This window comes from Winogradskyella sp., assembly GCF_965656915.1.
Taxonomy (GTDB): domain Bacteria; phylum Bacteroidota; class Bacteroidia; order Flavobacteriales; family Flavobacteriaceae; genus Winogradskyella.
The window spans coordinates 1-14,407 of the sequence record NZ_CBFHMI010000058.1 but is presented as its reverse complement, the minus strand read 5'-3'; the positions used below and the strand labels follow the sequence as shown (position 1 = coordinate 14,407).

General features: G+C 34.0%; 11 protein-coding genes. 2 read left to right on the top strand and 9 right to left on the bottom strand.

Going from position 1 to position 14,407, the window contains the following annotated elements; genetic code table 11:
- The 8 genes from mgtE to ACTG3Y_RS11485 all read right to left on the bottom strand — a co-directional run.
- Nucleotides 1-1,085 (bottom strand): magnesium transporter (gene mgtE, locus ACTG3Y_RS11520; RefSeq protein ID WP_439153073.1); only part of this gene is annotated, 1,085 nt, incomplete at its 3' end.
- 101 nt (nucleotides 1,086-1,186) lie between these two features.
- On the bottom strand, nucleotides 1,187-1,975 hold the full coding sequence (gene rsmA, locus ACTG3Y_RS11515) for a 16S rRNA (adenine(1518)-N(6)/adenine(1519)-N(6))-dimethyltransferase RsmA (RefSeq protein WP_439153072.1): 789 nt from the start codon (nucleotides 1,973-1,975) through the stop codon (nucleotides 1,187-1,189).
- A 2-nt stretch (nucleotides 1,976-1,977) separates the two neighbouring features.
- On the bottom strand, nucleotides 1,978-2,178 hold the full coding sequence (locus ACTG3Y_RS11510; RefSeq protein ID WP_439153071.1) for a hypothetical protein: 201 nt from the start codon (nucleotides 2,176-2,178) through the stop codon (nucleotides 1,978-1,980).
- A gap of 9 nt (nucleotides 2,179-2,187) precedes the next feature.
- Nucleotides 2,188-2,508, bottom strand: a complete 321-nt coding sequence (locus ACTG3Y_RS11505; RefSeq protein WP_439153070.1) for a DUF4286 family protein — start codon at nucleotides 2,506-2,508, stop codon at nucleotides 2,188-2,190.
- A 41-nt stretch (nucleotides 2,509-2,549) separates the two neighbouring features.
- Complete coding sequence (locus tag ACTG3Y_RS11500) at nucleotides 2,550-4,337, bottom strand: tetratricopeptide repeat protein (protein WP_439153069.1); 1,788 nt, start codon at nucleotides 4,335-4,337, stop codon at nucleotides 2,550-2,552.
- 391 nt (nucleotides 4,338-4,728) lie between these two features.
- A complete protein-coding gene (serS, locus tag ACTG3Y_RS11495; RefSeq protein WP_439153068.1) occupies nucleotides 4,729-6,000 on the bottom strand; it encodes a serine--tRNA ligase in 1,272 nt (423 codons plus the stop codon).
- A 90-nt stretch (nucleotides 6,001-6,090) separates the two neighbouring features.
- Nucleotides 6,091-7,398, bottom strand: coding sequence for an HTTM domain-containing protein (locus ACTG3Y_RS11490; RefSeq protein ID WP_439153067.1), 1,308 nt, complete (start codon nucleotides 7,396-7,398; stop codon nucleotides 6,091-6,093).
- The gene (locus ACTG3Y_RS11485) at nucleotides 7,391-8,323 is read right to left on the bottom strand and encodes a bifunctional riboflavin kinase/FAD synthetase (RefSeq protein ID WP_439153066.1); all 933 of its coding nucleotides are present in this window, start codon (nucleotides 8,321-8,323) and stop codon (nucleotides 7,391-7,393) included. The genes ACTG3Y_RS11490 and ACTG3Y_RS11485 overlap by 8 nt, the downstream gene beginning before the upstream one ends.
- Nucleotides 8,324-8,401: 78 nt before the next feature.
- On the opposite strand from ACTG3Y_RS11485, the gene ACTG3Y_RS11480 reads away from it, so the two are divergent.
- Both ACTG3Y_RS11480 and ACTG3Y_RS11475 read left to right on the top strand, forming a co-directional pair.
- Nucleotides 8,402-12,694 carry a thrombospondin type 3 repeat-containing protein gene (locus ACTG3Y_RS11480; protein ID WP_439153065.1) on the top strand — a complete coding sequence of 1,431 codons (4,293 nt, stop codon included), beginning with the start codon at nucleotides 8,402-8,404 and terminating at the stop codon, nucleotides 12,692-12,694.
- Nucleotides 12,695-12,713: 19 nt separating this feature from the next.
- Nucleotides 12,714-13,628: a PorP/SprF family type IX secretion system membrane protein gene (locus tag ACTG3Y_RS11475; RefSeq protein WP_439153064.1), complete on the top strand. Its 915-nt coding sequence runs from the start codon at nucleotides 12,714-12,716 to the stop codon at nucleotides 13,626-13,628.
- Nucleotides 13,629-13,675: 47 nt separating this feature from the next.
- Here the strand turns inward: ACTG3Y_RS11475 and pth are convergent, their stop codons facing one another.
- Complete coding sequence (pth, locus tag ACTG3Y_RS11470) at nucleotides 13,676-14,308, bottom strand: aminoacyl-tRNA hydrolase (RefSeq protein WP_439153063.1); 633 nt, start codon at nucleotides 14,306-14,308, stop codon at nucleotides 13,676-13,678.
- Nucleotides 14,309-14,407: the final 99 nt, after the last annotated feature.

Here is a 14,407-nt window from a genome sequence, read left to right as displayed (position 1 = left end):
AATCTGTTATTAACGCTTCCTTTTACATCATCATTAGCTAAACCTTGGACAATAATAGCACTGGATTGTACACCAACATTTCCTGCCATTGCAGCTATAAGAGGTGTGAAGAAAAATAAAACAGCATACTGATTAAAGGATTCCTGAAATCCTTCCATAATAATAAAGGCTCCTACACCACCTACCAAACCGAGAAATAACCAAGGTAAACGTGCTCTGGTAAGTTCAAGAATGCTATCATCGGCTTCAACATCTCCAGTAATACCAGCTGCTAATTGATAATCTTTTTCTGCTTCTTCTTTTAAAACATCTACAATATCATCAATGGTAATTCTTCCGAGCAAGGTCTGTTTATTATCTACAACAGGAATAGCTTCTAAATCATATTTAGCCATGACTTTTGCCACGTCTTCTGCATCATCATGCACATTCACCCAATCCACGTTGTCTTTAGCAATATCGGCAATTTTCTGCTCGCTTTTTGCAACGATTAAATCCTTAAGAGACAAACGCCCAATTAATTTTTCTTGTTTATTTACTACGTATATTGAGTGTACTCTGGTAACATCTTTAGCTTGTCCTCTAATTCGGCGTAAACAGCCTGCAACGGTCCAGGTCTCATAAACCTTCACTAGTTCTTTAGCCATAAGACCACCAGCAGAATCTTCATCGTAAGCTAAAAGTTCTTGGATTTCCTCTCTATGCTCGTCATCCTCAATTTTAGAAATTACCTCAGCTTGTCGTTCTTCAGAAAGTTCAGCAATCATATCTGCTGCATCATCAGTATCTAACTCTTCAATTTCTTCCGCAATCTCTTTTGTGGATAAATTTTCGAGTATTTTTTCACGATTGTCCACATTAATTTCCATAAGGATATCTGACGTGGTTTCAGAATCGAGAAGTTTAATAAGGTACACCGCATCGTCGAGATCTAACTCATCGAGAATTTCAGCAATATCAGCATAGTGATACTCATTGAGTAAGGTTTTAAGCTCTTTATCGTTTTGGTCTTCGACAAGAACCTCGACCTTTTCAATAAGTTCTTCCGTAAGCTGAAATTGTATGTTATCTTGGATGTCTTCCACTTTGTTGGTGTAGTCATTGCGAATGTAATGAAGCAATCTCTTTAATCAAAAAGAAAAATTGAAGAGATGCTACATTCTTCTTACTTGCACTGACAGTGAATTTAGTTTGTGTCATTTTCAATCAACGACGTGAGTTCAATAAACCGTGAAACGCTTAATTGTTCTGGTCGCTGTCCAAAGATAGTATTTGCTTTTAAATTATCGGAAAGATTGAAAGTTTTTAAACTATTGCGTAATGTTTTTCTACGTTGTTGAAATCCTGTTTTAACGACTTTAAAGAATAATTTTTCGTCGCATGGTAATGTGAAATCTTCTTTTCTTTTAAGGAGTAATACGCCAGAGTCTATTTTTGGTGGTGGATTAAAAACCGAAGGTGGTACCGTAAATAAATATTCAGCATCATAAAATGCTTGTGTAAGAACCGACAGAATACCATAAACTTTAGAGCCTTCCTTGGAACAGATGCGTTGCGCTACTTCCTTTTGAAACATACCTGAAAACTCAGGAATCTGATGGCGCATTTCTAAGGTTTTAAAAACAATTTGTGTTGATATATTATACGGAAAATTACCAATTATAGCAAATTGTTTATCCTCAAAAATCTGAGTTAAATCGTGTTTTAGAAAATCCTTGTCGTAAATGCGATTGGCAAGATTAAGATAGTTGTTCTTTAAGTATTCAACCGATTCCCTATCTATCTCTATAACATGTGTGGTGATATCTTTTTTTAGCAAATACTTGGTCAAAACACCCATTCCCGGACCAATTTCTAAAACATCCTTGTATCCATCTAACGATATAGCATTGGCAATCTTCTCGGCAATATTTTCGTCGTTAAGAAAATGCTGACCTAAATGTTTTTTTGCTTTAACTTGGTTTTGGTTTGACACTTTTAGTTGTTGTTTTCTGATTTTTTGATAGCAAAATAGATTAAGAACAAGCCAAGCCCAAGACCGCAAAGAAATCCACCTATGGTTTCGTGAGGTTCAATGCCATAATAAAAGTAAGCCATAGTAATACCAACACCAAACATTAATATGCTGATATATTTTACTTTTTCTCTATGTTTATATATGATGTCGTTGGTTTTCATATGAGGAACTTAATTAAAACTCACTGAATATTCATCTATAACCTCTAATTCTGTTCTAAAAGCTAGCATTTTATCCGCGAACTTTTCTAAGCCGGCTTTTCTGAGCCCTTCTGCATCATCAGTGTAGTAATCTTCTAAGGCTTCTCTACTATGCGCTCTGTATTGAATGGAATAGGTATCTGCTTCTTCATCTTCTACCAAAACCTTGGTCAGTTTTGCTTCTTTAAATTTACCCGTTGCTAATACTTGTGGAATATGTTCTTTTATCCACTCTAGCCATTCTTTATTTATCGCTTTGTCGACATTAACCGTAACATTGTATATAATCATTGTTTACGTTTTATATTAAGGTGCAAAAGTATGAATTTAGTCTAGTTAATACTATCACCTCTAAGCACCCTAAACTTCTTTCGAGCATCTATGTAGTAAATACTGTCTTCAAACTCAAAAATAATTTTTTCGTAGAGTTGTTTAGCATCTTCTGGTTTTGCCAAATGTATGTTGTAGAGCTCTGCTAAATAATAATGTGCATCGTCCGCTAAAATATCTTCTTTCCAATCTTTGATAATTTCCAGATAGTTTGCTTCAGCTTTATCGTATTGCTTTTTTTGTTCAAAAAGTTTAGCTTGTTGGTAAAGGGTTTGGTCAGTAATACTTTCACCTTTATGTTCTTCTAAAATTTTATCTAAAAGAGAAATGGCATCGTCTGTTTTGTTCTGAAAAACCAAAAGGTCTGCCTTTGCATAAAATTTTAAGGCTGTTTGTGTGCTGTCTTCATATTTATTATCAGAAATTAAAAGTTTTAAATCTAACGCATCATTGGCTATGAGTTGCGATGTTGATGATTTTAGAATTTTTAATTGTGATTCTGCCCAATCAAAGTCACCTTTATAATAACTGGTTTTTGCCACTTTAAACCTTGCCTCTTGTGAAATGGTGCTGTTTTTTAAATTCGCTTGTATTTGGGAATAAAAAATTAAAGCTTCATTGAATTTTTCTTGGAGTACTAATATGTCAGCTAATAGCAGTTTAACTTTTGCCTCTTGAAATTCTGATATATTTTGTTTTAAACTTTGACGTAAGAATTTTGTTGCCGCATCAGTGTCTTTTAGGTAAAAAGCTAAAAACTGACCATAAGCTAATTGTAGTGCTAGGGTGAGTTCAGACTTTCCAAATTCATTAAATAAGGTATTATAAGCTTCATCAATTTTCTTTAATGCTTTTGCTGAAGCATTCTTGGTATCTATTTCTAAGATATACTGATGTGCTGTTAATGCCGTACTGGCATCTTGTGTCGTTTCTAATATATAATTGAAAATGTCTTTTGAAGTTTCCGAATCATCATCATTAAGTGCTGTAACGGCAAGTTCAATGATACGATCTAAGCTTTCAGGATTACGTTTGTAAAGTGCTTTTTCTTGAATAAAGGATTTATAATAGGCTCGTTCTTGTACGTATAGCCAGCTTAATAATTCGTACCAATAAGGGCTTGGTTGTTGCTGTATTTTTTTAAGCAGTAATCGCCTTAAAAAGATATTGTTTTCGTTGTTGCTATTCTCTGAAATGAAATCACTTACAGCGCGTTTAATATTATTTAAATAATTAGGTCTGTAAGCAATGTAATCAATATAATTACTGAACATTTGCTCAATATTGCCCTGATCTCCGTAAATACGCGCTAATTGAATGCTAAAATTCTTATCTGGCGTTAGGATTTTGGCTTTATTATAAATTCTAACGGCTTGGTCTAATAGAGAATGGTCTTCAAATTTCTTAGCAATACTGTAGATGTAATTTGGTTTTTCGTCTATGTAAGCGATAGCTTCTTCATAGAGTTTATTAGCAACATTTAAACTGTCTTTTAGCTGATAATTGTAACCTAATTCAACTACTAAGGTTGGATTTCGTCTTTTCTCTAAACGTTGTACTAATAAATTTTCGGTTTCGTCAAACTGTTCTAATTGTTGGTAGGTCTCCACTAGCTTATAAATATACTTATAGCTGTAAGGTTTTGCCTTGTTGAGATTTTGATATATGACTAGAGCCTTCTTAAATTCTCCACGCTTGTAATAATTATCTGCAAGCACCTCACTCTCTTGGGCCATAGATGTCCCAAGACCAAATAAGAAGCATATAATAACTAGAAAAGACCTGCTCATAATTTCACTTTGTGTAAATATAACAAATGCTGTAAGTAGATTTTGTAAATGTTTTTATAAAAAAATGCCTAAACTTTAAGTTTAGGCATTTTGACCAGCAAAATAAATGTGCTATTAACCATTATTCGTTATAAAAAATGATTCAGTTATTCTGTCGTGGTTTTTTAATCCATACTATAATCTAAATTATAGTTAAAATAGAACTTTGTAAGCCATTACTATTAAAGTAATAAGTAATACAAGTCGCTTTATATTTTTCATAATTAGGTTAACGCTAAATTTGGGATAACTAACATCTTAAAAATATTCGAAATAAACGAAGAAATGCGTAAAAAATCGACGAAATACACATTTATTTAACAAATGAGACGAAAAGGTGAGGTTTAATTGTCTAAGAAATCATATCAAAACCAGTATATGGAATAAGAACTTCTGGTACTTTTATACCATTTTCGGTTTGATAATTTTCTAGTATGCCAGCCACTACTCTAGGTAAAGCTAATGAACTACCATTTAAGGTATGGCAGAGTTCGTTTTTACCATCACTATTTTTAAATCGTAACTTTAAACGGTTGGCCTGAAAAGTTTCAAAATTTGATACCGAAGAAATTTCTAACCAGTGATCTTGTGCTGTAGAAAAGACTTCGAAATCATATGTGAGTGCAGAGGTAAAACCTAAATCACCACCACATAGACGAAGTATTCTGTATGGTAATTTCAGTTCTTTAAGAATACCTTTGACGTGCTCAACCATACTATCTAATGCATTGTAAGAATTATTAGGATGCTCAACTCTCAATATTTCTACCTTATCAAATTGATGTAAACGGTTTAAGCCTCTAACATGCGCTCCATAACTACCAGCTTCTCGTCTAAAACATGGTGTATAGCCTGTTATTGAAATCGGTAAATCACTTTCGTTTAATAAAGTATCTCTAAAAATATTTGTAGCAGGCACTTCTGCAGTAGGGATTAAATACAAATTGTCTGCAGTGACATGATACATCTGCCCTTCTTTATCTGGTAATTGCCCAGTACCAAATCCTGAGGCTTCATTAACTAAATGTGGTACTTGATATTCTGTATAGCCTGCTTCAGTATTTTTATCTAAAAAATAGGTAATTAAAGCACGCTGTAACCTTGCTCCTTTTCCTTTATAAACCGGAAAACCAGCACCAGTAATTTTATTACCTAATTCAAAATCAATGATGTCATATTTTTTGGCTAGTTCCCAATGTGGTAGTGCACCATCATGTAATTGTGGGATATCACCTTCTCTATATGTTTCTTCATTGTCATCTTCTGTATTACCACTAGGAACACTAGTATTAGGAACGTTAGGAATTATGTAAAGTAATTCGGCAAGTGCATTAACTTTATCATTAAGCTCTTGCTCTAATTGCTTGGTGGTTTCCTTAAGCGTTTTTGTTTTTTCTTTAAGAATATTTGCTTTTTGAGCTTCACCAGACTTAAACAGGTTACCAATTTCTTTAGAGATGGTATTAGATTCTGCTTTAGTGTTATCTAATTTAGTTTGAAGAGTTCTTCTGTCCTCATCTAATGCAATGGCATCATTGATCATTTCAGTAGCATCGATATTACGTTTAGCTAATCTTGCAATAATATCCGCTTTATTGTCTCTTATAAATGTAACCTGTAACATAACTGTGAATTTAGTTTGAAGCTAGTGAGCATAACAAAAATCAAGCAACAAAAGTAATAAGAATTTAACCAGATAAAAATAAAATGAGTTCTATTTTGAAGGTAAGATCCAATCGTGATGTTTCATATGATGCCACTCTTCACTGGCAAGATCTACTTTAGGATCAATAAGTTGTTTCATTGGTTTGCCATTTACACTTATGAAAGCGCGTACATAAACTTCTACATCTTTTCCCTGTTCGGCAAACCGATGCTTTAAATGTTGTGCAAATTGCCAGATAATATCTGGTTTTGTAGTGGCATTTCTAATTTGTTTTGCATTTAGATAATCATTTAGATTTACAGGAATAGCATTATTTGTTGCTTTATCGATAACACTATAGGACGCACTTCCGTTTTTTGCGCGCAGCATCATTCTCCAAGCTAATCTATGACCTTCTTCGGTCCAGAGTACATCATCTTTAAAATAATGATGTCTTAGAGGCAATGCAATATGAATCACAAAATAAATAACAAAAGCAGTAGGCAGTATCTTATGATATTTCGGAATAATTATCTTATCAGCATTGTATAATGGTTTTTGTTTTAAGAATATATTTCTAATAATCTTTGGATTAAAAAAGAACAAACTAAAAGCTAAAGATAGGTAAGGGAAAATACCAATCTGAAAGACAATAGAATTAAATAGATGAAAAAAGATAGAGCCAAAAAATGCTAGCTTTCTCGTTGGTTTAAAGAGTAATAATGGAATAATTAGACCATCGAATAAAATGCCACCATAAGCGATAAAATAATGAACGAATTTCTGTTGGAGAAGCTCACCAATTAAAGGATAATTGATCTTGTTTTGCATCAGCAATGCAACAACTGACGTGTCTAACCAATCTGGATAAAGTTTTGCAATTGAAGCATAGGTGTAAAGTATAAATAATTGAATAACAAAAACCCATTTGCACCAGCTTGGCATGGATATGCGTTTTAATGATGGATTTAGTTTTACGTCGATAGAGGCATAACGATTTGCTGGTAGAAGCACCATTAAAAAACTTAAAATAAACAACAAATAATAATGATTATTGTAACTAGATTTTTGCATCAGATAAGTCGCCGTCCACATTATTGCGAACATAAACATGCTAAATCGATATTTATAACCAACCATTATGAGTAAACCAAAAATGCCCATCACAACGTAATAGACATACATCCAATCTCCAGGAAGCGGTTGTAACCATTCAAATCCAATAAAAGAGAAGGTGAAATCAGGTTCAACAAGAGTACGTTTCACCCAACCTATAACTACGGCGCCAACAGATTCTAAAAAACATAATAAACCAAAAATAATTCTAAAAACTATGAGTCCGGAATTATCGATATGTTTAAAATAAAATCTATTCATTTTTTGAAGTAATAAACTCTAAGGCAAACGCCATATCTTTTCTAAGTTGGTTTTTAAGCTCATCAAGATTCTTAAATTTTTGTTCATTTCGAATACGTTTTAAAAATTCAATTTTTAATATCTCGTCATAAATATTGCTGTTAAAACTAAAAAAATGGATTTCAATAGAACGCGACTTTCCATCTACTGTTGGATTAGTGCCTATATTCATCATACCAAAGGTAGTTTCACCATTAATTTCTGACTTAACAACATAAACACCATCATGTGGAATTAATTTATAGGATTCTTTTATTTTAATATTTGCAGTTGGGAAGTCTAAAGTTCTGCCCAATCCTTTTCCCTTTATCACAGTTCCTGTGATAAAGTAATTGTAACCTAAGTATAAATTGGCTAAACTTACTTGTCCCGCATTTAAGGCGTTTCTAATTTTTGTTGAACTAACGGTAACATCTTTTATATCTTGCGCAGAAATTTCTTTGACTTTAAAATTGTATGTGGCTGCAAAAGCCTTTAAGTTATTAATATTAGCACTCCTGTTTTTTCCAAAATGATGATCGTAACCTATGACTATAATATTTGCTTTTAATTCATCAACTAATATGGATTTAACGTAGTTTTCAGCAGAAAGATTGGCGAATTCTTTAGTGAATTCTTTAACGACGACTTCTTTAATACCATAAGATTTTAAAATATCAATTCGCTCTTCTATAGTGTTTAATAATTTGATAGAGTCATCTTTTTGTAACACCATTCTAGGATGAGGAAAAAGCGTTAAAACCAAAGGTGTACAATTATTTGATTCAGCAGTTTTAACAACTTTATTCAATATTTTTTGGTGTCCTACATGCACACCATCAAAGGTTCCAATTGTAATTACTGTGGGAGAATTTGTGACCAATGCAATTTTCGAATTATATCTCAATATTTTTTCACTATTCTAATTCGTGTTTGTTAAAAAAATTATAAATTCGAGGAATTTTAATTTTCTACACGAACACTTATGAAAACAAAGCTACATTTTGTTTTGTCATTATCCATGTTTTTATCGGTATTTTCCGTAGTAGCTCAACAAAGCTATTGGCAAAAAATTGTTAGATCCGCATTGAATAGTGATAATCAATCTAACCTAAATCAAAAATTTTATGAAACGTATCAATTAGACATAGATGCGTTTAAAGCAGAATTGGCGAACGCACCATTAAGGTCAGCCACAACAACACTCTCAAATTCTAGAGTTTATCTTCCTAATATTCAAGGTGAATTAGAGGAATTTATGGTTGTAGAGGCGCCAATTTTATCGGAAGAATTATCAGAACTTTACCCAGACATTAAAACATACTTAGGCTTTAGTACTGAAAAAGCTGGTACTAGAGCACGCTTTAGTGTAACACCTCAGGGACTTCAAACTATGATTACTTATCCTGATGCACCAATGAATTTTACAGTGCCTTTAAGCAAAACAGACAACACGTCTTATATTGTGTACAGTAGAGAGGTGAGAACAGCAGGCTTAAAAGAATTTGATTGTTTAACAGAAGATGAGTTTTTTCCTATAGACACTTCAAATCTAATGGGTAGAGATGCAAATGATCAAACCTTAAGAACGTTTAGAATAGCAATTTCTACTACTGCAGAATATACTAACTTTTGGGATGATGGTGATGCTGGTAATGGTGGTGCACAAGAAGATGCATTAGCACAGGTAGTATCAACATTAAACAGATCTAATGAGGTATTTGAGGTAGATATGGCAGTTTCTTTTACCTTAGTAACAGGAACTGAAATAATTTTCCCAGATGCAGCAACAGATCCTTATGCTGGTGCTTTTAATGGTGAACTTCAAAACACATTAACGTCTATTGTAGGAGAAGCAAATTACGACATAGGCCATTTATTTCATTACGGTGGCAATAACGGTAATGCAGGCTGCATTGGTTGTGTCTGTGTAGATAATCAAAAAGGTAGTGGTTTCTCAGCACATTCATTTTTAGATAATGATGGTGGTCCATATATGTCAGATTTCTTTGATATTGATTATGTACCACATGAAATAGGTCACCAAATGGGTGGTAACCATACCTTCTCTCAAGGAAATGAAGGACAAGGAGTAAACGCAGAACCAGGTAGTGGTACTACAATTATGGGTTATGCGGGTATTACAGGACCTAATGATGTACAGAACCATTCAGATCCATACTTTCATTACTACACGATATTACAGGTTTTAAATAACTTACAAAATAGAACATGTTGGGTAGGTACTAATATTACAAACAACCCTCCTGTTGCAGACGCAGGACCAGACTATATAATTCCAACTGGAACTGCATTTGTACTACGTGGAGACGCAACAGATGCGGATGGTGGAGATATTTTAACCTATACATGGGAACAGATTGATGATGGTACAACAACATCTGGAAATTTTGGACCAGATAAAGTAACAGGTGCTGTTTGGAGATCTAGACCACCAAGTACTGACTCAGATCGTTTCATGCCAATTATTGAGCGAGTTGTTACAGGGCAATTAACAGAGGTTTTTCCTGGTGTAACAGCAGATAATTCATCTTGGGAAACAGTTTCTAATGTTGGAAGAGATTTAAATTTCGCATTAACTGTAAGAGATAGAAGCGAAGCAAACGGTGTTGGACAAACACCTCAAAGTGATTATGATACCATGTTGGTAACTGTTGATGGAGCTGCAGGCCCTTTTGTTGTAACATCTCAAACTACAAACGAAACTTGGGATGCTGGTTCTAACCAAACAGTAACATGGGATGTCGCTGGTACAGATGGTGGTAATGTAAATACACCAACGGTAAATATTTTATTATCTACCGATGGAGGCTTCACTTATCCTTTTGTGATGGCTTCTGATGTGCCTAATAATGGATCTTATGATGTAACAGTTCCTGTAACAGGAGGAGATACGGCTACAGCAAGAGTTAAAGTAGAAGGAAATAACAATATATTTTATGCTATAAATCCAACAAACTTCTCAATTCAAGAGTCTGAATTTGTACTTAATGTAGCAGACTCTTCCATTGATGTATGTTCGCCAGACGATGTGGTTTATACATTCACATATAATACGTTCCTAGGATTTACAGGGACAACAGATTTTTCTGCAACTGGATTACCAGGAGGTGCTACAGCTACCTTTTCACCAACGAGTTCAAGTGCAGATGGTACAGTTGTAACAGTTACCGTATCAGGTACAGGTGGTTTGGCAGTAGATAATTATCCATTTACTTTAGAAGGTACATCAGGTAGTATTACTAAAACTGCAGATGTAGAATTTAATGTTTATGATACAAACCTAGCAACATTAAATCTGTTAACTCCTGCAGATGGATCTACTGATGTAGAAGCAAGTAACGCAGTCTTTACATGGGATGCAGATCCTAACGCTATAGCATACGAAATTGACGTAGCGACTGATGCTGCATTTACAAATATAATCGCTGGCACTGTCGTAGACGACCCTACATATACAGTAACCATTTTAGATATTGTAACTGAATATTTCTGGCGAGTTAGAGGTGTTAACGATTGTGGATCTGGTCCTTATTCAGAGGCTAGTTTTACTACTGCAAATATATTCTGTACGTCTTATGACTCTGCAGACACTCCAGTGGCTATACCAGATAATAATACACTTGGAATTAGTTCCGTAATAAATGTACCCACAACATCTTTAATTACAGATATAAGCGTGACTGTTAATATTACGCACACTTGGAATTCAGATTTAATACTCACATTGATTTCACCGAATGGAACAGAAATTGTTTTATCAGATAGAAATGGTGGTGATGGCGACAATTATGTAGATACTATTTTTAATACAACTGCAACTACTGATATAGCTAATGGTACAGCTCCTTTTACTGGTGAGTTTATTCCAGATGAGGATCTTGGTGTACTCATTGGAACTTTTTCTGGTGGTGATTGGCAACTGAATGTATCAGATAATGCTGATCTAGACACGGGTACTATTGATAGTTGGACTTTAGAAATTTGTGGTAGCCCACAAACGGATAATGATAGTGATGGTATTCCAAATGATGATGATAACTGTCCTGATACTGCAAATACTGATCAATCTGATATTGATGGAGATGGAATTGGTGATGTCTGTGATGATGATATAGATAATGATGGTGTATTAAATGACGTAGATAATTGCCCGGAAACACCTAATCCAGATCAGTTAGATTTTAATGAAAATGGAATTGGAGATATTTGTGATACGGAGTGTGAAACACAATCTTCATCAGATACTCCAATTACAATAGCAGATTCAGGTGATGATGCAACGTATACAGCAACTATAGAAATGACAGAAGCGTTAATTATTAACGATGTTAATGTCACTGTAGATATTGAACACACTTGGGCTGCAGATTTAGATATTTTTATAACTAGCCCAGATGGTGTAACAGTTGAACTTACTTCGGGCAACGGAGGGTTTGGAGGACAGAATTACCAGACTACAGTTTTTGATATGGATGCAGATATAGCTATAACGGCTGGAGCTGCACCTTACGATGGTTCGTTTATTCCAGAAGGAGATTTAAATGACTTTAATGGTGACTTTTCTAATGGAACCTGGACAATAACAATCAACGATACTTTTGGAGCATTTGATGGAGGTGTGGTTAACGCACTTACATTAGAAGTTTGTGGTGTTAGAGATCCTAATGATCAGGATGGTGATACCATTCCAAATGACGAGGACAACTGTCCATTGACTGCAAATGTAGATCAGTCCGATATTGATGGCGACGGAATAGGTGATGTATGTGACGATGATATGGATAATGATGGTGTATTAAATGATGTAGATAATTGTGTGACAACTGTCAATCCAGATCAGTTGGATAACGACATGGACGGTTTAGGAGATATTTGTGATGATGATGACGATAATGATAATGTATTAGATGAAGATGACAACTGTCAATTTGAACCAAACCCAAATCAATTAGATGTTAATAGTAATGGAGTTGGAGATGCATGTGACGGTTTAATTGTTAACGATGTTCTTACTCCAAACGATGATAATATAAACGATACCTGGATTATTATTAATGCAGAACGTTTTCCTCAGGCTAGAATCAAAGTATTTAATAGATGGGGTAAAGAAGTCTTTAGCACTACAGGATATAACAACAACTGGAAAGGTACATCTGACGGTGAAACTTTGCCAACAGGTTCTTACTATTACCAAATAGATCAGTCTGGTGATGGAGTTACTGTATTAACAGGATGGCTTTATTTAACTCTTTAATAGCATATAACATAAATAAATGAAAACAATGAAATTTTATAAAAACACATTAATAATAGTTGCATTTCTTTTGTTTGGGTCATTATATGCTCAGCAAGAACCAAACTATACATTATATAGATATACAATGAACGTCATTAATCCGGCTTTCGCTGGTGCTGATGGAAATACGAGCTTCACTTCTAGTTTCAGAAGTCAGTGGATCAGCGTACAAGGTGCGCCTGAAACACAAAGTTTCTTTTACTCGCAACCATTGGGAGATAAAATAGGACTTGGTCTGACTTTAGTTAGTGACCAGGTATTTGTTGAGAGTCAAACAAGTTTTAATATTGACTTTTCTTATCGTTTACAGGTTTCTGAAACTGCGAACTTATTCTTAGGATTAAAAGCTGGTGGAAGTACTTACAGTGTAGATAGAGGTAATTTATCAAATATAGGTTTACCTGTAGATCCTGCTTTAAGTAATATTGATAATGGTTTCAGACCTAATTTCGGAGCGGGTGCATACTTATTACACGATAAGTATTTTGTATCACTTTCTGTACCTAGAATTTTATCCAGTGAACGAATAGATAAAGCTGAAGGAAGGGTAACGCAAGCGACACAAGAAGCTCATGTTTACTTAGCTGGTGGTTATAACTTTGACATAAGTGATAACACAGAGTTTAGACCATCTACTATGGTTAGATATGTAAGTGGTACTCCATTGTCATTAGATTTGACTGCCGCATTTAGATTTTATGACAAATTTGAACTTGGTGCCGCCTACAGAACTGATGAAGCTTTTAGTGGTCTTATGATGGTTAACCTTGCCGATTGGATGGATATAGGTTATGCTTATGAAAGTTCTACAAGAGATGAGATTACCACTAATAGTAATGGAACGCATGAAATTTTGGTGAGATTTAACTTTAAGAAGAAAAGTACAAAATAACTTTTAGACATAGTTGAATAAAAAAAGACCGCAATTCGCGGTCTTTTTTATTTTCCGTTAAATTCATTCATGGTATTATTAACTCCAGCTAAAGCAAAAGATTTTATCATTTTGCTAGACATTTCAAACCGTTCTTTTAATTTAGAATTTTCTTCATCACTCCAATCACCTAAAACGTAATCGACTTGCCTTCCTTTACCAAAACTATCACTAATACCGAACCTTAAGCGATTGTATTTAGTGGTTTGAAGTTTATCTTGTATATCTTTAAGACCATTATGCCCACCATCACTTCCTTTTGTTTTTAATCGTAATGTTCCGAACGGAAGGTTGAGATCATCAGTGACTATCAAAAGATTTTCTATTGGTATTTTTTCTTTATCTAACCAATACTTTAGAGCTTTTCCACTAAGATTCATATAAGTGCTAGGTTTAAGAAGTATTAGTGTACGCCCTTTAATTTTTAAAGTGGCTACATCGCCTAGTTTTAGAGTTTCAAAAGAAATATTTTCTATATCCGCTAAATGGTTTAATATTTTAAAACCAACATTATGTCTGGTGTTAGTGTATTTATCACCAATATTTCCTAAACCTACAATTAAGAATTTTTTCATTTTTTCTTCTTCTGATAATTTAGTATCAGTATTTATACCAAACCACTTTTTTAGAAACTTGTACATTATAAACACTTTGTGTAAAAATAAAAAAGCATTCTGTAATAGAATGCTTTTTAAATATTTGATATAGATTAAGTCTATTCTGCTGCATCTGTTGCAGGC

Excerpts from the sequence above, each read along its gene's own strand:
- ACTG3Y_RS11510 (WP_439153071.1), bottom strand. The coding sequence starts at position 2,178 with ATGAAAACCAACGACATCATATATAAACATAGAGAAAAAGTAAAATAT.
- ACTG3Y_RS11505 (WP_439153070.1), bottom strand. The coding sequence starts at position 2,508 with ATGATTATATACAATGTTACGGTTAATGTCGACAAAGCGATAAATAAA.
- ACTG3Y_RS11500 (WP_439153069.1), bottom strand. The coding sequence starts at position 4,337 with ATGAGCAGGTCTTTTCTAGTTATTATATGCTTCTTATTTGGTCTTGGG.
- serS (WP_439153068.1), bottom strand. The coding sequence starts at position 6,000 with ATGTTACAGGTTACATTTATAAGAGACAATAAAGCGGATATTATTGCA.
- ACTG3Y_RS11490 (WP_439153067.1), bottom strand. The coding sequence starts at position 7,398 with ATGAATAGATTTTATTTTAAACATATCGATAATTCCGGACTCATAGTT.
- ACTG3Y_RS11480 (WP_439153065.1), top strand. The coding sequence starts at position 8,402 with ATGAAAACAAAGCTACATTTTGTTTTGTCATTATCCATGTTTTTATCG.
- ACTG3Y_RS11475 (WP_439153064.1), top strand. The coding sequence starts at position 12,714 with ATGAAAACAATGAAATTTTATAAAAACACATTAATAATAGTTGCATTT.
- pth (WP_439153063.1), bottom strand. The coding sequence starts at position 14,308 with ATGTACAAGTTTCTAAAAAAGTGGTTTGGTATAAATACTGATACTAAA.